The 21,659-nt window shown below is 63.6% G+C and carries 23 protein-coding genes; 8 read left to right on the top strand and 15 right to left on the bottom strand.

Annotation, left to right across the window (positions count from 1 at the left end):
• Nucleotides 1-232 precede the first annotated feature (232 nt).
• Nucleotides 233-658 (top strand): alternative ribosome rescue aminoacyl-tRNA hydrolase ArfB, encoded by a 426-nt coding sequence (arfB, locus tag ACR65W_RS00020; RefSeq protein ID WP_434495119.1) that lies wholly within the window; start codon nt 233-235, stop codon nt 656-658.
• 30 nt (nt 659-688) lie between these two features.
• Entirely contained in the window at nt 689-1,198 is a 510-nt protein-coding gene (locus ACR65W_RS00025) for a CinA family protein (protein WP_434501044.1), read from the top strand.
• Here ACR65W_RS00025 and ACR65W_RS00030 read toward each other — a convergent pair.
• Nucleotides 1,183-1,653 (bottom strand): type II toxin-antitoxin system RatA family toxin, encoded by a 471-nt coding sequence (locus ACR65W_RS00030; RefSeq protein WP_434501046.1) that lies wholly within the window; start codon nt 1,651-1,653, stop codon nt 1,183-1,185. The two genes, ACR65W_RS00025 and ACR65W_RS00030, sit on opposite strands and share 16 nt — an antisense overlap.
• A gap of 130 nt (nt 1,654-1,783) precedes the next feature.
• On the opposite strand from ACR65W_RS00030, the gene ACR65W_RS00035 reads away from it, so the two are divergent.
• Both ACR65W_RS00035 and ACR65W_RS00040 read left to right on the top strand, forming a co-directional pair.
• On the top strand, nt 1,784-2,278 hold the full coding sequence (locus ACR65W_RS00035) for a hypothetical protein (protein WP_434501047.1): 495 nt from the start codon (nt 1,784-1,786) through the stop codon (nt 2,276-2,278).
• Nucleotides 2,279-2,559: 281 nt separating this feature from the next.
• Complete coding sequence (locus ACR65W_RS00040) at nt 2,560-3,069, top strand: SH3 domain-containing protein (RefSeq protein ID WP_434497851.1); 510 nt, start codon at nt 2,560-2,562, stop codon at nt 3,067-3,069.
• Here ACR65W_RS00040 and serS read toward each other — a convergent pair.
• The 7 genes from serS to ACR65W_RS00075 all read right to left on the bottom strand — a co-directional run bounded on the left by serS (nt 3,007) and on the right by ACR65W_RS00075 (nt 11,741).
• Complete coding sequence (gene serS, locus ACR65W_RS00045; RefSeq protein ID WP_434497850.1) at nt 3,007-4,344, bottom strand: serine--tRNA ligase; 1,338 nt, start codon at nt 4,342-4,344, stop codon at nt 3,007-3,009. The genes ACR65W_RS00040 and serS overlap by 63 nt on opposite strands.
• A 187-nt stretch (nt 4,345-4,531) precedes the next feature.
• Nucleotides 4,532-5,317, bottom strand: coding sequence for a twin-arginine translocase subunit TatC (gene tatC, locus ACR65W_RS00050; RefSeq protein WP_196400399.1), 786 nt, complete (start codon nt 5,315-5,317; stop codon nt 4,532-4,534).
• 403 nt (nt 5,318-5,720) lie between these two features.
• A complete protein-coding gene (gene lipA / locus ACR65W_RS00055; protein WP_434501048.1) occupies nt 5,721-6,719 on the bottom strand; it encodes a lipoyl synthase in 999 nt (332 codons plus the stop codon).
• 36 nt (nt 6,720-6,755) lie between these two features.
• Entirely contained in the window at nt 6,756-7,085 is a 330-nt protein-coding gene (locus tag ACR65W_RS00060; protein ID WP_434501049.1) for a hypothetical protein, read from the bottom strand.
• A gap of 216 nt (nt 7,086-7,301) precedes the next feature.
• Entirely contained in the window at nt 7,302-10,763 is a 3,462-nt protein-coding gene (gene dnaE, locus ACR65W_RS00065; RefSeq protein WP_434501050.1) for a DNA polymerase III subunit alpha, read from the bottom strand.
• 146 nt (nt 10,764-10,909) lie between these two features.
• Complete coding sequence (locus tag ACR65W_RS00070; RefSeq protein ID WP_434501051.1) at nt 10,910-11,242, bottom strand: hypothetical protein; 333 nt, start codon at nt 11,240-11,242, stop codon at nt 10,910-10,912.
• Nucleotides 11,243-11,402: 160 nt separating this feature from the next.
• Entirely contained in the window at nt 11,403-11,741 is a 339-nt protein-coding gene (locus ACR65W_RS00075; RefSeq protein WP_434501052.1) for a phasin family protein, read from the bottom strand.
• Between the two features lie 238 nt (nt 11,742-11,979).
• Here ACR65W_RS00075 and ACR65W_RS00080 point away from each other — a divergent pair, with 238 nt between their 5' ends.
• Nucleotides 11,980-13,650: a serine hydrolase gene (locus tag ACR65W_RS00080; protein WP_434501054.1), complete on the top strand. Its 1,671-nt coding sequence runs from the start codon at nt 11,980-11,982 to the stop codon at nt 13,648-13,650.
• Between the two features lie 44 nt (nt 13,651-13,694).
• Here the strand turns inward: ACR65W_RS00080 and ACR65W_RS00085 are convergent, their stop codons facing one another.
• Nucleotides 13,695-14,420, bottom strand: a complete 726-nt coding sequence (locus ACR65W_RS00085; protein ID WP_434501055.1) for a DnaJ domain-containing protein — start codon at nt 14,418-14,420, stop codon at nt 13,695-13,697.
• Between the two features lie 10 nt (nt 14,421-14,430).
• The gene (locus ACR65W_RS00090) at nt 14,431-15,138 is read right to left on the bottom strand and encodes a VWA domain-containing protein (RefSeq protein ID WP_434501056.1); all 708 of its coding nucleotides are present in this window, start codon (nt 15,136-15,138) and stop codon (nt 14,431-14,433) included.
• A gap of 118 nt (nt 15,139-15,256) precedes the next feature.
• Between ACR65W_RS00090 and ACR65W_RS00095 the strand changes: the two genes are divergently transcribed.
• Nucleotides 15,257-15,847 carry a DUF2478 domain-containing protein gene (locus ACR65W_RS00095; RefSeq protein ID WP_434501058.1) on the top strand — a complete coding sequence of 197 codons (591 nt, stop codon included), beginning with the start codon at nt 15,257-15,259 and terminating at the stop codon, nt 15,845-15,847.
• On the opposite strand, the gene ACR65W_RS00100 is transcribed toward ACR65W_RS00095, so the two are convergent.
• Nucleotides 15,840-16,871: an amino acid ABC transporter substrate-binding protein gene (locus ACR65W_RS00100; protein ID WP_434501059.1), complete on the bottom strand. Its 1,032-nt coding sequence runs from the start codon at nt 16,869-16,871 to the stop codon at nt 15,840-15,842. The two genes, ACR65W_RS00095 and ACR65W_RS00100, sit on opposite strands and share 8 nt — an antisense overlap.
• Nucleotides 16,872-16,946: 75 nt before the next feature.
• Between ACR65W_RS00100 and metC the strand changes: the two genes are divergently transcribed.
• Nucleotides 16,947-18,131, top strand: coding sequence for a cystathionine beta-lyase (gene metC / locus ACR65W_RS00105; RefSeq protein ID WP_434501061.1), 1,185 nt, complete (start codon nt 16,947-16,949; stop codon nt 18,129-18,131).
• A gap of 74 nt (nt 18,132-18,205) precedes the next feature.
• Nucleotides 18,206-18,559: a hypothetical protein gene (locus ACR65W_RS00110; protein WP_434501062.1), complete on the top strand. Its 354-nt coding sequence runs from the start codon at nt 18,206-18,208 to the stop codon at nt 18,557-18,559.
• A 118-nt stretch (nt 18,560-18,677) separates the two neighbouring features.
• On the opposite strand, the gene ACR65W_RS00115 is transcribed toward ACR65W_RS00110, so the two are convergent.
• The 4 genes from ACR65W_RS00115 to ACR65W_RS00130 all read right to left on the bottom strand — a co-directional run bounded on the left by ACR65W_RS00115 (nt 18,678) and on the right by ACR65W_RS00130 (nt 21,648).
• Nucleotides 18,678-19,148, bottom strand: coding sequence for an NUDIX hydrolase (locus ACR65W_RS00115; RefSeq protein ID WP_434501063.1), 471 nt, complete (start codon nt 19,146-19,148; stop codon nt 18,678-18,680).
• Nucleotides 19,145-20,143, bottom strand: coding sequence for an inorganic phosphate transporter (locus tag ACR65W_RS00120; protein ID WP_434501065.1), 999 nt, complete (start codon nt 20,141-20,143; stop codon nt 19,145-19,147). The genes ACR65W_RS00115 and ACR65W_RS00120 overlap by 4 nt, the downstream gene beginning before the upstream one ends.
• Nucleotides 20,144-20,152: 9 nt before the next feature.
• Entirely contained in the window at nt 20,153-20,797 is a 645-nt protein-coding gene (locus ACR65W_RS00125; RefSeq protein ID WP_434501066.1) for a DUF47 domain-containing protein, read from the bottom strand.
• A 107-nt stretch (nt 20,798-20,904) separates the two neighbouring features.
• Nucleotides 20,905-21,648 carry a DUF2865 domain-containing protein gene (locus ACR65W_RS00130; protein ID WP_434501067.1) on the bottom strand — a complete coding sequence of 248 codons (744 nt, stop codon included), beginning with the start codon at nt 21,646-21,648 and terminating at the stop codon, nt 20,905-20,907.
• Between the last annotated feature and the right edge of the window lie 11 nt (nt 21,649-21,659).

Here is a 21,659-nt window from a genome sequence, read left to right on the forward strand (position 1 = left end):
TCGGGTTCGATGGAACGGCGGACGGGCGGCCAAGCTGAGGAACGGGCTCGATCGCCCGAGGATGAGCCGGCGTCCCGTCCGCCACCGCAGCGGCAATGTTAGCCGATCCGGCACGGTTTAAGTTACAAGGATGAGGAAACCCTTTACCCGATCGCCCAGAGAGCAGCTGCTGTGCAGCGTCCATTGTGCGCATGACCTGCTATAAGGCCGGTTCGCAAAGCCGGGGCCTCTCATGATCCGCGTGACCGATAGAATCGCGCTCCACGAATGGGAAATCGTGGAGGAATTCGCGCGCGCGTCGGGGCCCGGCGGCCAAAATGTGCAGAAGGTCGAAACCGCGGTGCGGCTGCGCTTCGACATCCGCAATTCGCCCAGCCTCGCCGATGATGTGAAGGCGCGGCTCGCGCGCCTCGCCGGCAGGCGTCTGACGAAGGACGGCGTCATCCTCATCGAAGCGCGCCGCCATCGCACGCAGGAGCGCAACCGGGCGGATGCGCTCGAGCGCCTCATCGACCTCATCCGCATCGCGGCGGCTCCGCCGCCGCCGCCGCGAAAGAAGACCCGGCCGACGCTCGGCTCGAAGCTGAGGCGTCTCGACGGCAAGAAACAGCGCGGCGACGTGAAGGCGCTGCGCGGCAAGCCGACGCATGAGTTATGACATACGTAATGCGCATTTATGAGATACGTAATGAATGAACATACGACATACGTAATAGCTAAAGAACTTATCGATAAAGCCCGCGGCAAAGGCCTGCGTCTTGCGAGCGCCGAATCCTGCACCGGCGGCCTCGTCGCCGCGGCGCTGACGGACATTGCCGGCGCTTCGGATGTTTTCGACCGCGGCTTCGTCACCTATTCCAACGCCGCGAAATCCGACATGCTGGGCGTCGCGGACGCATTGCTCAAAGCGCATGGCGCCGTCAGCGCCGAGGTCGCGTGCGCCATGGCGCTGGGCGCCATCGACCGCTCGCTGGCCGATGTCGCCGTCGCGGTGACGGGCGTCGCCGGACCCGGCGGCGGTTCGCTCGAAAAGCCTGTGGGGCTGGTTCATTTCGCCTGCGCCCGGCGCGGCGGCGGCGTCGACCATATCGAGCGGCGCTATGGACCGCTGTCGCGCGCCGAGATCCGCGCCGCGGCCGTCATGCAAGCGCTGGATATGATGATTGACGCCGTCGATGCGGCTCAGCGGCGGCCGTAAACCTCGTCGGCGCGTGCGGCGAAGGCGTCCGCATATTTGTGGAACGCGCGATCAAACATCGCGCCCATCACAAAGCCAAGCGCCGGGCTCTTGAATTCATAGGCGATGAAGAACTCGACCATCGACCGGGGCGCGCCGCCGGTCGCCGCCGGCTCGTCGCGGAACGTCCAGCGATTGTCGAGTTTTCGAAACGGTCCCTCGGCGCACTCGACTCTGATGTCTAATTTGTTGAAGTCGCAGCAGACGCGGCTCACATAGCGCTCGCAGATCGCTTTGAAGCCAACCTGCATCTCGATCAGCGACAGCTCGACCCCAGGCGAGATCTCGGACCGTCGGCGGATGCGCACGGCCTCGCAGAGGGGCACGAATTGCGGATAGGATTCAACGTCGCGCACCAGCGCAAACATTTCTCCTGCGCTGTGCGGCACGTAGCGACGGTTGCGAAAACTCTTCATGCGCCAAGCTTCTAGTTCATTGACGAGAGCGGCAAAAGACGCCGCCTTCACGCGGCTGGAACATTTGCGTCATGTTGCAGTTCTATCGACGAGCTCTCGCTGGCTCCTGAGATATTCCACGGAGGGAACAATGGCGAACAAATCCGATTTCACAGCTGAAGAATGGAAAAAACTGCTTGAATCGCCGCTGCTCGCCGGCTTCGCCGTAAGCGCCGGCGATCCGAGCGGCTTTATCGGCACCTTGCAGGAGGGCTTCGCGAGCGCCAAGGCTTTGGCCACGGCAAAATCCGATCCGAACGCCGACGCGCTGATCAAGGCGGTTGTCGACGACCTTCTCACGCCCGACGGACGCGCGGCGGCCCGCGAAGGGGTGAAAGGCGTGGTGGACGGGGCCAAGGTGGAGGAGTTCAAAGATCGGGCGCTCGTCGAGTTGCGCCGCACCGCCTCCATCCTCGATGCCAAGGCGCCAAATGAGTCGAAGGCGTTTAAGGACTGGCTCAACCATATCGCCAATCTGGTGGCGGAAGCGGGCGTCGAGGGCGGCTTTCTGGGCTTTGGCGGGGTGAAGGTCACCGACGCCGAACGCGCGACGCTAGCCGAGATTTCAACGGCGCTTGGCGCGTAAGACACTTATTTCGGGTGGCGCAGCCTCGCGCCGCTCCCGGCCCAGCACGCTCACACCACTCGGTCCGCCTCGGTCGCGTTCTAATCGTCATGCAAAATTCCAAATGGCGCAGTCCTCGTCCTTCGAGACGCCACCTCCGATCTCGGGCCTGCCCGAGATCGACATTAAATTCGCAAGTCGGGTAAACCCGACTGGCGGCGGCTCCTCAGGATGAGGGTGAGGAAAAACATTCTTCACCTGATCGCCCTCGAGTTGCAGCCTCATTCTCGGGGGGATTTTTGATGCGCTTACGACTGTCGTTCTTGCTCGCGGCGTCGCTCGCCGCCCTTCCCGGCTGCGCCGCCGCTTTTGAGGCCTATGTGGCGGCGGTGATGCCGCTGCGCGTGAGCCCAAGTTCGGATGCGCGGCCGGTCACGACCATGGCGGCGAATATTCCGTTCAATGTCCTGGGCTGCGGCCGCTGGTGCCAGGTGCAATATGGCGGGACCATGGGTTATGTCCCGGCGCCGCTTGTCATCCCCGGCGCGCCGCCGACCGCGCCCGGCTCCGGCCTATTGGGATTTTTGGCCGCTCCCGTGGTGCTGCCCGTCGCGGCGCGCGACCTGCTCAGCGACGGCTATGCGCCGCGCGCCGATTACGGCTATGGCTGGACGCCGTTTTTTGGGACGTCGCCCGAGCCCCATTGCGAAGAGCCCGCGAGACGCGGGCGTTGCGTCCACCGACGGCGTTCAGCTCGGGATGCGCGTGAGTCCGCCCATGTAAGGCCGAAGGACGCGCGGAACGTCGACTGAGCCGTCGGCCTGCTGGTAATTCTCCAAGACCGCGACCATCGCGCGGCCGACCGCGACGCCGGAGCCGTTCAGCGTATGGACGAAACGCGGCCCTTTGCTCTCGCTCGGGCGATAGCGGGCGTTCATGCGCCGCGCCTGGAAATCACCGCAGACCGAGCATGAGGAAATCTCGCGGTATCTCCCCTGCCCCGGCAGCCAGACTTCGAGGTCGTAAGTTTTTTGGCTCGCGAAGCCCATGTCGCCGGTGCAGAGCACGACCTTGCGATAGGGCAGTTCCAAAAGCTGCAAGACTTTCTCGGCGCAGACGGTCATGCGCTCATGTTCTTCGAGCGAATCTTCCGGCGTCGTGATCGACACGAGTTCGACCTTGTAGAACTGATGCTGGCGGATCATCCCGCGCGTGTCCTTGCCGGCGGCGCCGGCTTCGGCGCGGAAGCAATAAGTGCCGGCGGTCATACGCATCGGCAATTGCGCTTCGTCGAGGATGGATTCACGCACGAGATTGGTGAGCGGCACTTCCGCGGTGGGGATGAGCCAGTAATCGGCAGTCGGCATTCGGGCTTCGGCAGTTGGATCCGACTGCCCACTGCCGATCTGCCGACCTGCCGATACGGAGAACTGATCATCCCGAAACTTCGGCAATTGCGCCGTGCCGAACATCGCATCGTCGCGCACCAGCAGCGGCGGGCTTACCTCCATATAGCCATGCTCGTTCGTATGCAGATCAAGCATGAATTGCGCGAGCGCGCGCTCCAGCCGCGCCAGCCCACCTTTATTCACGACGAAGCGCGCGCCGGAAATTTTCGCCGCCGTTTCGAAATCCATCAGCCCGAGGCCTTCGCCGATTTCGAAATGCTCTTTCGGCGTGAAGTCGAACACGCGCGGCTCGCCCCAGCGCGCGACTTCGACATTGTCATTCTCGTCGGCGCCGTCGGGGACTTCATCGAGCGGCGTGTTGGGAATGGCGGCGAGCGCAGCGTCGAGTTCGGCGATGGCGTATCGCTCCGCCTCTTCCAGCGCCGGCCAGTTCTCCTTGATCGTCGCGACTTCCGCTTTGAGCGCTTCGGCTTTGGCGCTATCGCCCGCCTTCATCGCCGCGCCGATTTCTTTCGAGGCCGCGTTGCGGCGCTCCTGCGCGCGCTGCAATGCGCCGATCGCCGCGCGCCGCGCATCGTCAAAGGCGAGCAGCTGCGTTGAGATCGGCTCCAGCCCGCGCCGCGCGCGGCCGCGGTCGAAAAGTTCAGCGTTCTCGCGAATCCATTTGATGTCGTACATGGGCGCCTGGACAGTGATCGAGTGACAACAGACCGTCATGGCCGGGCTTGTCCCGGCCATCCACGCCGAGCGGCTTCGGTCAAATGACAGAGTATGCGCAACGGCACCGCGTGGATGCCCGCGACAAGCGCGGGCATGACGCGGGGAGACTCATTGCGCCACCTTCTCCCGCAAGCGGGAGAAGGGGTCAAGCGGAGGGCTGCTGCGCCGCGGCCCTCTTCTTCTCGATCATGCGCACGGCGTAAATCGACGCTTCGTAGAGCAGCACGCCGGGGACAGCGAGCGCGAGCTGCGAGAACACATCCGGCGGCGTCAAAACCGCCGCGACGATAAAGACGAGCACGACGGCGTAGCGCCGTTTCTCCTTTAAAAACTCCGACGTCACGATGCCGACCTGACCGAGCAACGTCAAAACCACCGGCAATTGAAACACGATGCCGAAGGCGAGCACGAGCGTCATGATCAGCGAAAGATATTCGGAGACGCGCGGCAGCAGTTCGATCTGCGCCTTGCCCGGTTCATTCGCTTGCTGCATCCCCATGAAGAAACGCAGCAGATTGGGCATCACCAGAAAATAGACGACGAGCGCGCCGAAGGCGAAGAAGATCGGCGTGGCGAAAAGATAGGGCCGAAACGCCCGGCGCTCATGCTTGTAGAGTCCCGGCGCGACGAAGGCGTAGATCTGCGACAGCACGATCGGGCAGGAGAAAAACGCCGCCATAAACAGCGCGACCTTGATCTGGGTGAAGAAATATTCCTGCGGCGCCGTGTAGATCAGCCGCGCCTCAGGGCCTGCGACCTGCGTGTAGGGAATGAGAAGCAGATTGTAGATATCCTTGGCGAAGAAGAAGGAGAGCACGAACATCCCGAGAAACGCGAGCAGCGCCTTGATCAGGCGCTCGCGCAATTCCATCAGATGTTCGATCAACGGCGCCTTGCTGGCCTCGATTTCGGCTTCGTCGGCCTCGTTCATGTGGCGGCCTTCTTCGGCGAATCGGCCTGCTCGCCGACAGGAAGGCCAGAATCCTCATCCTGAGGAGCGGCCGAAGGCCGCGTCTCGAAGGATGCGGTTGGCGCATCCTCATCCTTCGAGACGCCACCTCGATCTCGGGCCTGCCCGAGATCGACATTTGATGCGCAAGTCGGATGAACCCGACTTGCGGGCGGCTCCTCAGGATGTGGACTGCTTACTGGGGCAAGACACGATGGAATTAGCCGCTCAGCTTCTGAGGGCAGCGTTCTCCTATCAGCTCGGAGCGGCTGCGGAATCAAAGGCCCCTCATCCTAAGGAGCGTGCGCAGCACGCGTCTCGAAGGACGAGGGGCCGCTTCCAGCGTCGAAGGCCCGGCGTGGGTGTGATCTGAAGGCGGCGACGCTCAACATATCGGGCTCGCCTCGCCTAGCGCGAGCCGTCGCTGGCGCGCCGCGCGCAATTTCGCGAAATCCTCGCCGGCATGGTGCGACGAGCGGGTGAGCGGCGAGGCGGCGACGTAGAGGAAGCCCTTCGCGTAGGCGAGCGTCTTATAGGACTCAAATTCCTCCGGCGTCACGAAGCGCTCGATCGCATGGTGCTTGCGCGTCGGCTGCAGATATTGGCCGATGGTGATGAAGTCGATGTCCGCCGAGCGCATGTCGTCCATCACCTGCATCACTTCGAGACGGCTCTCGCCGAGCCCGACCATGATTCCGGACTTGGTGAAAAGCGAGGGGTTCAGCTCCTTGGCGCACTGAAGCAATCGCAGCGAGTGGAAATAGCGCGCGCCCGGCCGCACCGTGACATAGAGCGACGGCACGGTCTCGAGATTGTGATTGAAGACGTCCGGGCTCGCCGCCACCACGCGCTCCAGCGCGCCAGGCTTCCTGAGGAAGTCCGGCGTGAGCACTTCGATCGTCGTTTCGGGACACGCCGACCGGATGGCGGCGATGGTCTCGGCGAAATGACCGGCGCCGCCGTCAACGAGATCGTCGCGATCGACGGACGTCACGACGACATGCGACAGGCCGAGAGCGCGGGTGGCTTTGGCGACCCTGCCCGGCTCGGTCGGGTCGAGCCGTGTCGGCAGGCCGGTGGCGACGTTGCAGAACGCGCAGGCGCGCGTGCAGATCTCGCCCATGATCATGAAAGTGGCGTGCTTTTTCTCCCAGCATTCGCCGATGTTGGGACAGGACGCTTCCTGGCACACGGTCGCGAGCCCGGCGTCCTTTAAGAGGCCGCTGGTTTCCGCCCAGGCCTTCGAACCGGGCGCTTTGACGCGAATCCACGGCGGCTTGCGCAGAATGGGCGCGTCAGGACGGCCCGCCTTTTCAGGATGACGCAGCGGCGTCTCCCCCCGCTTCTTGCGGGGGTCGTCGTTCAAGAGATCAAGCACGGTCAAGAGCGGAGAGTCTCCTCTCTCACCAAGCTAGGCATATCAATGGCGGACGGCAATGTCCTCGGGAGATCTATTGGCGTGAGGCAGCGCCCGGCATCCGACGCAGAACAGCGCCGCGCCGATCGCGCCGGCGATCAAGACCGCGTCTGCGCAGCGCTGGCCCACTCCGGCGCGAACGGCGAGTTCGGCCGTCAGCCATGCCCCCGTGACCGCCGAGAGCACCAATGCCCCTGCTCGAACGTCAACGTGCAGAACATGCCAGAGCTTTGTCGCGCTCCAGCCGATAAGCCCGCCGATGATCAGAAGGGCGAGGAACTGCGCGTTGGGCGCGCCAACGATCGCGGCTGCGGCGGAGAGCAACGCGTCCATGAGGGCCTCCCGGCGGGTGAGGAAAGGTTGCAGTTAGACCTAACGGCCCTTTAACGATCTCGACGAGCTTTTGTTCCCGGCGTCTGGAAAGATCGCTCCCGCGCGGGGCGCCCAGCTTCTCGATCGCGCAGCTACTGCTTTATATATAGGTATGCATGAATATAATTAAATCAATAATTTAATTGTTAAACCTGTAGTTTAACTTTAAGTAGCTCCCTACAGATATTCGACTTCCAGAACGCCCGGAATGGCGCGCAGCGCGCCGGCCACTTCCGGAGTGATCGGATAGCTTCCGGGCAGTCGGATTTCGATTTCCTCCCGTCCCGCATCGCGCTTCAGAAGAATCGACACCTCGCCGTCGCCACGGCCGGCGAGCCGAGTCTTGATCCCGTCGAGCGGCCCTTCGTCGCCGATCACGACGCGCAGTCCCTTTTGCGCGCGCGCCGCCGCCGCGGCTAAAGGTTCGACAGCAACGATACGCGCCCGGACGTCCTCGCCCTCAACCGCCGCGGAGAGGGTCACGAGCACCGCCGCGCCCTTCTCCAGAAGATCGCGATATTGGGTCAGCCCCTCCTGGAAGAGGATCGCCTCGTAGTGTCCGCTGACGTCCGAGAGCTGCAAGATGCCCATCTTGGACCCGGATTTGGTGCGCCTCTCGGTCCTGTCCAAAACCACGGCGGCGAGCCGGCCCGCGGTCGCGCCGCGCTTGACCGAGGCGGCGAATTCGCTCCAGCGCGACACGCGGATCTTGGGTAAAAGGCCGGCGTAAGCGTCGAGCGGATGGCCCGAGAGGAAAAAGCCGGCGGCTTCATATTCGCGTCGCAGCGTCTCGGCCGCTGGCCAGGGCGGCGTCTTTGGAACCGCGAGGTCCGCAGCCTCGGCCTCGCCAAAGAGCGCATTTTGCCCGGCCTTGCGGTCCTCGGCGTGCCTGTTCGCGGCGGCGAGCATCGCCTCGATCGCGGCGAAAGCCCTGGCGCGATTGGGCTCGATCTCGTCGAAGGCGCCGCAGGCCGCGAGGCTCTCCAGCGTCTTCTTGTTCACTTCGCGGGGGTTCAGCCGTCTCGCGACGTCGGCGAGACTCGCAAATTGGCGCGCCCCGCGGGAGCGCACCAGAGACTCGGCCTGCGCTTCGCCGACGCCCTTGATCGCCGAAAATGCGTAGCGGATCGCGAGCCTGCCTTCGGCGCCCGGCGCGACGTCGAAGTCGACGCCCGACTCATTGATCGACGGCGGTTCGACCGCGATGCCCATGCGCCGCGCCTCGTCACGGAACTCGGCGAGCTTGTCGGTCTGGCTCTTGTCGAAGGTCATCGAGGCGGCGAGGAATTCCGCCGGATAGTGCGTCTTGAACCAGGCAGTCTGATAGGCGATCAGCGCATAGGCCGCCGCATGGCTCTTGTTGAAGCCGTAATCGGCGAATTTCGCCAAGAGGTCGAAGATAAAATTGGCGAGGTCCGCCTTTACATCGCGCGCGATGGCGCCTTTGACGAAGCGCTCGCGCTGGGCGTCCATCTCGGACTTGATTTTTTTGCCCATGGCGCGGCGGAGCATATCGGCTTCGCCCAGCGTGTAGCCGGAGAGCACCTGCGCGATCTGCATCACCTGCTCCTGGTAGATGATGACGCCGAAGGTCTCCTTCAGAATGGGCTCGATCTTAGGATGGTAATAATCCGCCTCCTCATCGCCGAGCTTCACCGCGCAATAGGTGGGGATATTGGCCATCGGTCCCGGGCGATACAGCGCCACGAGCGCGATGATGTCCTCAAAGCGATCGGCGTGCATTTCGACCAGCGCCTTGCGCATGCCAGCGCTTTCCAGCTGGAATATCCCGACCGTCTCGCCGCGGCCGAGCAGCGCATAAGTCGCCGGATCATCGAGCGGAACCTTGGCGAGGTCGAAGCCAGGGTCGCGGCGGCGCGCCAGACCGCTCGCCGTTGCGAGCACGGTGAGCGTCTTCAGACCGAGAAAGTCAAATTTGATCAATCCCGCCGGCTCGACCCACTTCATATTGAACTGGGTCGCCGGCATGTCAGACTTTGGATCGCGGTAAAGGGGCGCCACCTCGTGCAGCGGGCGGTCGCCGATGACGACGCCGGCCGCGTGGGTGGAGGCGTTGGAAAAAAGCCCTTCGAGCGAGCCGGCGATTTTAAAGAGCCGCCTGACGCGCTCGTCCTCCTCGACGGCCTCGCGTAATTTCTGCTCGCTCGCCAGCGCCTCGGCGAGCGTGACGGGCTTCGCCGGATTCTGCGGCACGAGCTTGGCGAGCTTGTCGACCTGTCCGAGCGGCATTTCGAGAACGCGACCGACGCTGCGCAAAACGCCGCGCGCCAGGAAGGAGCCGAAGGTGATGATCTGCGCCACTCGGTCGGCGCCATAGCGGCGTCTGACGTAATCGATCACCTCGCCGCGCCGCGTCTGGCAGAAGTCGATGTCGAAGTCCGGCATCGAATTGCGCTCAGGGTTGAGGAAGCGTTCGAAGAAGAGTCCGAAGCGAACCGGATCCAGATCGGTGATGGTCAGCGCATAGGCGACGAGCGAACCCGCGCCGGAGCCGCGTCCCGGTCCGACCGGAATTCCCTGGGATTTGGCGTATTTGATGAAGTCGGAGACGATAAGGAAATAGCCGGGAAAGCGCATCTTCTCGATGACGGAAAGTTCGAAATCGAGTCGCGCGGCGTATTCTTCCCGCGTTCGGCCCGGCGCCGGCCCATGCCCGGCGAGGCGCTGCTCTAACCCTTCGATCGCTTGCCGACGCAGCTCCTGCGCCTCGATGTCGTCGAGAGACTGCGCGTCGCGCGCCTCCTGGACGAAGCGCGGCATGATCGGCTTGCGCGTTTGGGGCCGGAAGCTGACGCGACGGGCGATCTCCAGCGTGTTTGCGGTCGCCTCTTGGAGATCGGCGAAAAGCGCGCACATTTGGGCGCGAGTCTTGAAGTAGTGTTCGGGCGAGACCCGCCTCCGGTCGTCGACGCTCGTCACCGCGCCTTCGGCGATGCAGAGCAGCGCGTCATGCGCTTCGAAATCGGCGGGCTGAGCGAAATAGGGCTCATTCGTCGCGACAAGCGGCAAGCCGCGACGATACGCAAGGTCCAGCAGCTGCGGCTCCACGTCGCGTTCAGAACGCAAACTGTGGCGCTGGACCTCGATATAGAGCCGGTCGCCGTAGAGAGGCTCGAGCGTTGCGAGGCGTGCGCGCGCCTGCTCCGGCCTGCCCTGCGCCAGGGCGCGGTCCAATGCGCCGTCCGGTCCGCCGGTCAGCGCGATGAGCTCCTCGGCGTCGGCGGCCAGCGCTTCGAGCGTCAGATGCGGCTCGTCGCCCTGCGCGGTGTCGAGAAACGCGCGCGAGGCGAGCCGCATCAAATTGCGATAGCCCGTCTCGGTCTTGGCCAGCAGCACGATATTGGCGAAACGATCGTCTCGCGCCGCGACTGCGCCGCCCTTGCCGTCGCCGAAATCGACGCGGAGCTGTGCGCCTGCGAGCGGTTGGAGGCCAGCCTTGACGGCCTTCTCGGAAAACTCCAGGGCCGCGAAAAGATTATTGGTGTCGGTGACAGCGAGCGCGGGCTGGAGGTCGCGCACCGCGAGATCAATCAGCTTGCCAAGCGACAGCGCGCCCTCGCGCAGCGAATAGGCGGTGTGGACGTGAAGATGCACGAAGCTGGCTTCGGCGGCAGGCATGGTCTGAGGCTCGAGGGCGCGGACGGATTCGGGCCGAAGTCTACAGTTTCGCGCCCCGTCCCGGAACTCCGCGCGCGCCGCCGTCCCCAGATCGCGTGAAAAGCGGCGCCCGCCCCAACGTTTTCACGTTTGGGGCGGAGCGCAGACTATCGCCGCAAAACAGCGAAGCGGTGAACGTTCACGCCATTTTCGGCGAGGAGCCGGTGCATCGCGGGAGAGAGGTGAACCACACGAGACGCGCTCAGATTAGAATTGCAGTCGTTCTTGAGGCCTACATATTTGGCGTGAAGCGTGTTCGCCTCGCTGTCGCCAACGGTTGAGCGGACCTGCTCAAGCATGGCGCTCACTTCCGCGCCGCCATATTGCTGGACGAGGGAACAGCCGATGCGCACATCCTGCGCAGTCGCGGGCGTTGCAGCGCTCAGAAGAAACGCGCCAAACAGGGCGCCGGCGGCGAGCGCCGGCTTTCCATAACTCATGTTGTACTCCTAGGATAAAGACCGCCTTTCGAGCTTGCCAGAGACCACGGTCTCGACGAAGCAGCACGAACGACGCTCAGTCAAAAGCCCGGCGGAGGCGACCGCCTCCCCGGGGCTCATTTGTCCTAGCCGCGTTTTGGACGAACCTGTTTAGCGCCTATTACTCGGCAGGGCTATAGGCTTTCGCCGCAGATTCGATCGGCTTGAACGCTTCCTTGGCGATCGAGGCGTAGAGTTCGCCGAGCTTGGTCGCTTCGGCGAGGAAATCCTCGTAGGCGCTCTTGGCGAAATCAGTCTGAAGCTGAAGCGCTTCGTCGATCTTCTTCACCGTAATCAGCTTTTCCGCCAGAACGCGGCTCTTTTCGAAGGATTTCTTGGAATAATCGGTGGTCTCGGCGGCGATGCTCTGCCAGCCCTTGGTCACCGCAGCCGCGGCGGCGGACACGGCTTCAAACTGCTCTTTGCCGAGCTTCTGAACGCTGTCGAAATTAGCTGCCATGGGTTCGTCCTCATGATTTTGGCGCAAAGGCGCCCTATGCGGCGCTATGCGCCCGCTCACGACCTATTTATATGCATTGCACAAAATAAAGTCAATGAAAATGTTGCGGCGCAAAATAGTCACAGCGCCGGGCTAGCGCTTAACCCGCGGGTAACTGCAAGCGCTTAGTTTGCCAAATCGTCACTTTTGGCGCGGCTGGGCGGTTGCGCGAACAACAGTGAAGTCAAGGGGCGCGTTTATGCTGAGATCGAGTTTGTCGGACCGCCTGCCGCGGCCCAGCTCCCTCGCGGCAAGCTTTGCCACGATCACAATCCTCGTCACAATGTCGGTCTCCGCGGAGGCGCGCGGCAGACATTATTTCCATCACCGCAGCGCTTCTGACGACCGCAATTCGGCCGTTCGGGCGCGCGCAAACACCAATAGCGATCCTGTTGTCGGCGAGCATCGCGGCTTTTCGGCCATCGTCGTCGACGCCAACAGCGGCCGCGCGCTGTATTCCCGCTCCGAGCATGAGTTGCGCCATCCCGCCTCGGTTACAAAGGTGATGACGCTCTTTCTTCTGTTTGAGCAGCTCGAGAAGGGGCGGCTGCGCCTGGACTCGCCGCTGATGATTTCGCAACATGCGGCGGCGCAGGCGCCATCCAAGCTTGGCCTGCGTCCTGGCCAGACGATCAGCGTCGACAATGCGATCAAGGCGGTCGTCACCAAATCCGCCAATGACATCGCCTGCGCGATCGCCGAGAACGTCGCGGGCGACGAGCATAGTTTCGCGCAGATGATGACGCGCAAGGCCCATGCACTTGGGATGCGCAACACCAATTATGAGAACGCGTCGGGGCTCCCCGATCCAAATCAGGTGACGACCGCCTATGATCTCGCGCTGCTCGGACGCGCCATCCAGGAGCGCTTCCCGCGCTATTATCGCTATTTCTCGACGCCGAGCTTCGCCTACAACGGCGCCCTGCACCGGAATCACAATCATCTCCTCGGCCAGGTCGAAGGCATGGACGGCATCAAGACCGGCTACACGCGCGCATCCGGCTTCAATCTACTGACCTCGGTGCGCCGTCGCGGGCATCACATTGTCGCGGTGGTGATGGGCGGTAAGACTGCCTACACGCGGGATCGCATCATGGCGGGGCTGATCGAGGAAAACATCGACGGCGGCTCTTCGGTAAGAACTGCGGCGGCGGTGAGCGAAGATCCGCGCGCCGCCAAGGCGCAGGAGCAGTTGGCGCAGGAGCGCACGCAGCGCGCCGAACGCGCCGCCGAGCGCGCCCAACAGATCGCCGCGGAGCGCTTGGCTTATGCCGAGCCTCAGGAAGAGCCCGCCGGGCAGCCCGAACCATTTGGCCGCCGGCTGAACGCTCCGGTTCCAGCGGCGGCCATTCCGCCGCAGGAGAGCGCTGAGCGGCCAGTGGTTCGTCCCGCTTTCGTTTCCGGCGGTCAGAAGCGAACGGCCGACGACCGGGATGCGGAACGCAAGGGCGCGTCTCCGAGCGCCAAGGCCCGCGCGGGCGCTACGCCAGTGGCCGCGCGCGACGGCTCCACGACGAACGGCGCGCGTAAGATCGAGGTTACGCCCGTGTCCACGACGCCTTCGGCCGTTCGCGGCGGCGCCGCAAAATCACAGCTCGCAAAGGCGGACGCCGCGCGTCCGGGGCGGCCCGGCTGGATGATTCAGATCGGCGCGACCGAGGATCAGGAAAAGGCCAATCAGCTGCTCGTGCGCGCCCGCAGCCAGCTTCAAGGCTTTCCCGCGACCGCCAGGGCCTTCACCGAGAAGGTGCAGCGGGGAACTGAAACGCTCTATCGCGCGCGTTTCGCCGGGCTTGAGGAAGACACGGCGCAGTCGGCCTGCAAGGCGCTCAAGCGCTCCGGTTTCGCCTGCTTCACGACAAAGAACTGATCATGTCCACGACTTGGGACCACGACTACGGCGCGCAACGCGCGTCAGTGCTGGTGACGCCGCATCAGGACGTCCTTGGCCTCATTCACCCGGGCCGCAAGATCAGTCGTTCCGCCAAGATCTGGATGAAGCTTCTTCATCAGATCACGGTGGGCGCGCGCAATGTCCGCCGCCGCCGCGCCACGCTTGAGGCCGAGAATTTCGTAAGCCTCGTCTTCCGTAATCGCGCCTGCATGACGCGCGCCGCCCTCTCCCGGACGAAAACCCCCCGAGTTTGCGTGCGTATCGCTTGCCGAACGCCAGCCGGAAAATCGGCGGTCCAGATAAGCCTCTAAAAGCCTGGCGCCGTCAGGATCGTCCTGGCGGCAAACGCCGTAGAGTTCGAGGAGCGCAGGGCGCGCCAGCGAATCAAGATGCACGCCTTCGTGCTGACCGGCCAGAACCACGCCCCGTATGGCGCCCGTGGAGTGGTCGAGCTCCATTTCGATCATCGCCGATCGAACCCGCGATACGCCGCCGGCGCCTGCGCCCGCTTTGCGAAAGCCGCGCAGGGCGCCCCCGCTGAGGCCCATGAGCCAAACGCCAAAGCCCAAAAGCGCCATGCCGAGGTCGAGGCGTCCCCGCACCAAAAGCAATGCGCCCAGCGCTAGGGCGACGAAGCCGCCCCCGCGCTTGAAAATCACCGCCAATAACGCCGGCGACGTCTTCGTATAGGCGTTTAGCGCCACAATCGTCAGGAGCAGGGCGATCAGTCCGATCAGAATGGGCATCCGTTTATCCTCAACCGATCTGAGACAGAAGCAGGCGCGCGGCGTCCCCGCCTTCTTCGGCGCGTCGCTCCAGCTCGCGTCTGCCCCCTACCGCGTAGGCCGCCGCGGCGGCGAGAAGCTCCGCTAAACGCCCTGGAGCCGTGGCGTCGAACGCCGCATAGGCGCCGCCCGTCAGGCGCGCGATCTCACGATAGGCATGCTGTGCGGCCGAGTCCTGGCCCTCATGGAACATGAAGGCCTTGACGCCGAGCAGCCCAAGTTCGCCTGCCGTCGCCGCGAGGGCGTCGAGCTGCTCCTCCATAGCGTCGCCGATGTAAACGAGCGCGCCCACGCGTCCCGCACGCGATTCGTCGAGAGCGTGGCGTAGAACCTTGCCGATCTGCGTGCGGCCGCCTCGACAAGCGATGCGCGACATCAGCGCGCCGAGGCCCTCGCCTCCTGAGACGAAGCGCGAGGCGCGGCATTCCCCGAAGCCGCGGAAGTAGACGAGCTGAACGTCCAGTCCGCCCTGCGCGGCGGTCGTGCGGAACATTTCGCCCTGAATTGACTGGGCCATGTCCCAGGTCGGCTGTCTGCTCATTGTGGCGTCCAGCGCGAAAATCAGGCGTCCGCGCGACGCGCGCGCCGCGACGTTCTTTGCCTTGTCCAGGAAGGCGTCTATCGGCCCCGATTGCACAGAGCCTTGAGCTGCCGGCGGTTTAGGTGAATGTTCGCCCACTGCGGTTCACGTCGTTTTATCTGACGCTCTCTATCAAATCGGCCCTGCTCTCTGATAAACAAGAGGCTGGCGCGTAACCTGAAACATAGGCTCTTTCAGCGCGCCCGGCGAGGATTCGATGTCGATCCCCAGCGAAGAATCTCATGTCCTGAACGGATCCACCCTGACGGCCTCGACCGGATGGACGCGCATTGCGGCCCTGCCCGCTGAAGATAGCGTTCGGATCCAGTCCCTGATGCAGGCCTTCGCCGAAGAGCTGATGCGGGATGGCGTGCGGGTCGGCGGCGTGACGCAGACGCGCGTCGCGGAGTCATCGGGCCGCTCGGGCATCGTACTGCGCGACGTCGCCACCGGCGCCCTTTACCCGATCTCGCAGGACCTTGGCCCCGGTTCGGTCGCCTGCAATCTCGATACGAGCGAGCTGGCCCTCGCCTGCGCGGCGATTGAGCGCGCGGCGCGCGATGGCGCGCAATTGATCGTGATCAGCAAGTTCTCCAAACAGGAGGCGGCGCGTGGCGGGCTTTGCGACGCCTTCCGAGCGGCGATGAACGCGCGCGTTCCAGTGATCGCGGCGGTCTCTCCGCACTATCGCGACGAATGGCGCGCCTTCGCCGGGCCGCTGGCGGAAGACATCGCGCCCGAGCGCCAGGCGCTCGCGGATTGGTGGGCGAAGCACCGCGCCGGCTCGCCGGAAAGGACCCCTATCTGACCGGCGGCGCATACATCAGGCCGCCCTTGTTCCACAAAGCATTCAGCCTGCGCTCCATGGCGTAGGGCGCACCCTGCCCGAGATTGCGCTCAAAAACGTCGGCGTAATTGCCGACATGTTTGACGATGCGGTAGGCCCAATCCTGAGAGAGGCCGAGATCGTCGCCATGGGCGCCGTCAACGCCGAGCAGCCGCCGTATCTGCGGATTCTCCGATGACAAAGCGGCGTCGGCGTTCGCCTTCGACACCTCCAGCTCCTCTGCGTCGATCATCGCAAACAAGGTCCAGCGGACGATGTTCAGCCACTGATCGTCGCCTTGGCGGACAAGCGGGCCGCGCGGCGATTTCGAAAGAATGTCCGGCAGGACCGCGTGATCCGCAGGCGCGGTCAAGCCGATGCGGACGCGATGCAGCGTGGAAACGTCAGCCGTCAGCGCTTCGCATTTTTCCTCGTCATAGGCCTTGGCCGCGTCCTCGAGGCTCGGGAACAGCTTTGGATCATATTTCGCCTTGCGAGCCCGGAAAAAGTCGGCGACCGCGAGTTCGTAAGGCGTGCCTTGCTCGATGCAGATCGATGCGCCGTCGAGGTCCTGGACGGAAGCTGAGTTGCGCTGCCGGCGGACCAAGAACCCCTGACCGTCATGGAGAAAGACGCCGGCATAGATCAGCTTTTGACTGGTGTCGCGGGCTTGAGTCCACGGCGACGCGCTGACGAGCATATCGACGGCGCCCGCCTGCAACGCGCCCGCGCGCTCTTTTTGCGAGAGCTCGACAAATCGCGCCTTGCCCGGGTCGTCGAGGACGGCGCTGGCGACGGCCCGGCAGAAATCGACGTCGAAGCCACGCCATTCACCTCCGCCGTCGCGTTGAGCGAAGCCGGGCGTGTCGGTCACGCCGCAGGTCAAATAGCCGCGCTTCATGATCTGCGCGAGCGTAGGACCAACATCCGTTTGCGCGCCGGCGCTAAGAGCGAAAAGCGCTCCGGCGAAGGCCGCGAGGACGGCGAAAGTTGTGCGGCGGATCATGGCGGGCTCGGCATCCGGCGGAGGATATACTACGGTCGCGCGGCGTTCACGCAAAGGCGAGTTGTCAGAGGCGGCATGTCCGAAGAAAAGAGAAAAGCAAGGCGCAAATTAAAGCCCGCCACTCTGGTGACGCAAGCCGGCCGCACGCCGTTCGATCATTTCGGCTTCGTCAATCCCCCTATTTATCGCGGTTCGACGGTGCTGTTCCCGACGGTCGCCGCTCTCGAGGCGTTACGGCAGCCGTACACCTACGGCACCAAGGGGACGCCCACGACTCGCGCGCTCGAGCAGGGCTGGAGCGAGATCGCCGGCGCCGCGGACACGGTGTTGACGCCCTCCGGCCTTGCGGCGATCGGGCTGGCGCTTCTCACCGCCACCCACGCGGGCGCGCATGCGCTCATCGTGGATTCCGCCTATCAGCCGACGCGGATCTTCTGCGACGCTCTTCTCGCGCGCTTCGGAGTCAAAGTCGACTATTATGATCCGTTGATCGGCGGCGGCATCGCCGCGATGATGAAGCCCGAGACGACCGCCGTGCTCGTCGAATCGCCCGGTTCCCAGAGCATGGAAGTTCAAGACATTCCTGCAATCGCCGCGGCCGCCCACGCCCACGGGGCCTGTGTCATCGCGGACAACACCTGGGCGACCCCTCTTCTCTTCCCGCCGCATGAGCGCGGCTGCGACCTCGCCGTCGACGCCGGCACCAAATATCTCTCGGGCCACGCCGACCTCCTCATGGGACTTGTTTCGGCCAATTCGGAGTGGGCGAAGCGCCTGCGCGCGACCTTCAACGCCTTCAGCATGGGGTCCAGTCCCGACGACGCCGCGCTCGCCTTGCGCGGGCTGCGCACCATGGCGCTACGGCTGCGCGAACAAGAGCGCGCCGCGCTCGACATCGCGCGGTGGCTGGAGAACCGGCCGGAAGTTTCGCGCGTGCTGCATCCCGGCCTTGCGACGCATCCCGGCCACGCGCTGTGGAAACGAGACTTTACCGGCGCCTCTGGCGTTTTTTCCGTTATCCTTAAAAAGACTTCAAAAGAGGCGGTCGCCGCTTTTGTCGACGGATTGGAATTGTTCGGCATCGGATTCTCATGGGGCGGCTATGAAAGCCTTGTCCTGCCTTTCGACTGCTCTTCTTACAGGACGGCGACGCGCTGGACTCAAGAAGGACCGGCGCTGCGCTTCTCCATCGGACTGGAGGATGTCGCGGATCTGAAGTCTGATCTCGAGGCGGGGCTCGCGCGCCTCAACGGCTATTGAAGGCGGCGCGCCGCCGTGTATTCCAGGTTTTCGCATTCCTATCGTGAAAAGATGTCTTGAAGAGGAGAAGCAATATGGTGGCCGTTTCCCGGGTTGCTGCCTATGTGGCCGTCTGCGGTTTTTTGATTGCGGGCGTCGCGCCGGCGCGGGCGGCCAGTGGTCAGGACTTTCCAAACTCCACATGCGCCTGCAAGGGATGCGGCCAGAACAAGTCCGACGTCATCGGCAAATGCCCCGACGTCTGCAAGGACAAGACGGTCTACGACAAGGGCGACAAGGATGCTCCCCCAGCAGGAGCCAAGAGCCGCTCGGGCAGAAAAGACAAGACCGCCAAAGTCTCCGAACCTACGGTGTTTTGTAAGGCCGCCCGCATGAAGCTTCCGAAAGGCTGGATGCGCGCCGATCCTCCGCCGCCCAAGACGCGGTAGAGCGCTGCGAAAAAGTGGGAACCGGCTTTTCGCGTAGAGCGCGCTCTAAACTTTTGGAATCGATCAATTTATCAGCATTTGGGCGATTCCGCCCAAATGCAGCGTGATCTAGCCGCTGTTAGACTTTTGGCGGAGTTGACGCGCTGCAGAACGCCAGCATCAGTTCGCGAAGTTCAGGCTCCTCCACGAGTCCGGCGGCGACGGCGCACTCGAACCATCGGGTGGCGCGCTGCTTCTTCTCGCGCCATTTCTTGCGTTGCCTTTGTACGCGCAAAGAAAACACCTCGACGCAGCAGTCGACGGTCGCGCCGCTGTCGATCCGTTTTTCATAGCGGAAATCGCCGAGCTTGACTTTGTCCATCTTGCCGACGAGGCCGGCCTCCTGCACCGCTTCGATCGCCGCGACGATATGCGGTTTGCGGCCTTTCATCGGCCAGCCCTTCGGTATCACCCAGCGCTTTGTGTCGCGGGAGGTGACCAGCATGACCTCCAGGCGCCCACTATCGATCCGCCACGGTAAAGCCGCGTATTGCGTGCGAACGACGGAACCCGCGCCGACGCGCTTCTTCTTCGCTTTGGCCGGCTTCATGCCGCGAACCTCGCAAGCGCGTAGAAGGTCGCGGCGAAAAAGGCGGCCATCGGCATGGTGATGACCCAGGCGACAACGATGTCCTTCGCGACATTCCAGCGGACCGCCGCCACGCGCCTCGACGCGCCTACGCCAATGATCGCGCCGGTGATCGTATGCGTCGTCGACACTGGAACGCCCAGCGACGTCGCGAGAAACAGCGTGATAGCGCCCCCCGTCTCGGCGCAGAACCCTTGCACCGGCGTCAAGCGGGTGATCCTGGATCCCATTGTGCGCACGATCCGCCACCCGCCAAACAAGGTTCCAAGGCCCATGGCCGCCTGACAGGCGACGACAACCCAAAAGGGCACGTAGAACTCGCCGCCGAGCGCCCCGTGCGAATAGAGGAGCACCGCGATCACGCCCATGGTTTTCTGCGCGTCATTGCCGCCATGGCCCAGCGAATAAAGGGAAGCTGAGGCGAATTGCAGGATGCGAAACAGCGAATCGACGCCGCCCGGCGTCCGCCGCACGAAGATCCAGGACACGAGCAGGATCAGCGCCAGCGCCAGGACGAACCCGAGCGCCGGCGACAATACGATCGCTGCGCTGGTCTTGAGTAGCCCGTTCCAGACGATCGCGGACGCGCCGACCTTGGCCACGCCGGCGCCCACGAGGCCCCCGATGAGGGCGTGCGAACTCGAGGACGGAATGCCCAATCCCCATGTGATCAAATTCCAGACGATCGCCCCCATCAGCGCGCCGAACACCACGAAATCATCCACGATTTCGGGCGAGACGATGCCAGCGCCCACAGTTTGCGCCACGTGAAGCCCAAAAAACAGGAAGGCGATGAAGTTGAAGAAGGCGGCCCAGGCCACTGCGAATTGCGGACGTAGAACGCGGGTTGAGACGATCGTCGCGATGGAATTGGCGGCGTCGTGCAGACCGTTCAGGAAATCGAAGATCAGAGCGACCGCGATAAGCCCAATGAGATACGATGAAAAGTTCTGCAAGCGTCGTCCCTAAGTATGCTCGATGACGATGCCGGCGACGCGGTCGGCGACGTCCTCGAAGCCGTCGACGACTCTTTCGAGATGGCCGTAGATTTCCGCGCCGACGATGAACGCCATCGGGTCGTTGTGGCGGTGCGCCAGAAACAGCTCCTTCAAGCCCTGATCGTGAATGGCGTCGGCCTCGTCCTCAATGTGGGTGATCTCCTCACTGAAAGCATTGAGCCTGCCGGCATTCTGGCGCATCAAGCGCAACAAGGGTATGGCGCTGCGCGTGAGCTCCGCCGACTGGACGATAATATCGCCCATGCGACGCATGCCGGGTTCGAAATCTCGCGTCTCGTAGAGCAGCGTCGCCTTCGCCGTTTGATGCATTTGGTCGATCGCGTCGTCCATCGCGGTGACCAGGTCACGGATGTCGCTGCGATCGAACGGCGTGATGAATGTGCGGCGAACCGCCAGATGGGCCTCGCGGACGATAGCGTCGGCCTCATGCTCCTGGCGACGGATTTCTTGGCTGCAGACGAGCACGCGGTCGCCCCCGTTCAGCAACTCGCGCAAGGCGTGGGATCCGGCGACGAGCGTCTCCGCATGCCGCTCGAAAAGGTCGAAGAAGCGCTCCTCTCGCGGCATGAGCGCCTGAAACCAAGACAGCATGGCGCTCTCGCCTCCCGGGAACCCGTCACAAAACCGTCATAAACGAGCTCGCGGCACATAGCCGGCGCGGCTTCGAGTGTAAAGCGCCGCAGAAGCCGCGGCCGCGACTATTTTGGCGATCGCTGCGCTTTGTTCAACGCTACGGCGCCTTGGTGGGAGGCGCGCGCCGCGTCCGGCGCGATGTTGCGCGACAGCACGCCTCGTAATCGCGCCCTGATCTGGCGCGAGGCATGACTGACGCTCACAAGGCTTGAGCGGCTGTAAATGAATGCGCCCTTCTCGCCGACGACGATATCGCCGGTTTGCAATGTCGGATCTCGGCGGGACAGCCCAAGGTAATAGTCGCGAGACGCGGTCGGATCGTTGCACGCGCATCCCGCAGTCAGCTTGTCGCGAAAACTGAACGCCGCCGGAAGCGCCGAATAGCGCTGCCCTTTGGCGTTTCGCGCCTGCTCGATGCTTGCGCCCTGATAGAGCTGCACGCGCGCTGACGGACAGGCGAATTCGCAGGATTGCTGGCCGGAAATTCGCGATAATTTGACGAGGGGAAAATAATAGCCGTCGCAGGCGCGCACGCAGTAGCCGCCGCCGGACATCGAGTCCGTGTCGGAGGCGCCTACGGGTTCGGGTTTGGCGTAATGAATTGACGTCTTCGGCGCGCGCCTCGGTTGCCGCGAGCGCGCACGCATCGGCCGCCAGGAGCGGTGGGACGAGAACGCCGGAGCTCGATCGGGCCCAAAGAGGAAATCGAAAAATTCGCCTTGAGCCAAAGCGTCGTGGGGTGAGACGAACGCCAAGGCGAAAGCCAGAGCGCCCGCGATCCCTGTCGCACCTTGGCGGTTGAGCCGCATTCGCCGTCCCC

Source organism: Methylocystis sp. (genome assembly GCF_051062815.1).
In the GTDB taxonomy this organism is placed as follows: Bacteria; Pseudomonadota; Alphaproteobacteria; order Rhizobiales; family Beijerinckiaceae; genus Methylocystis.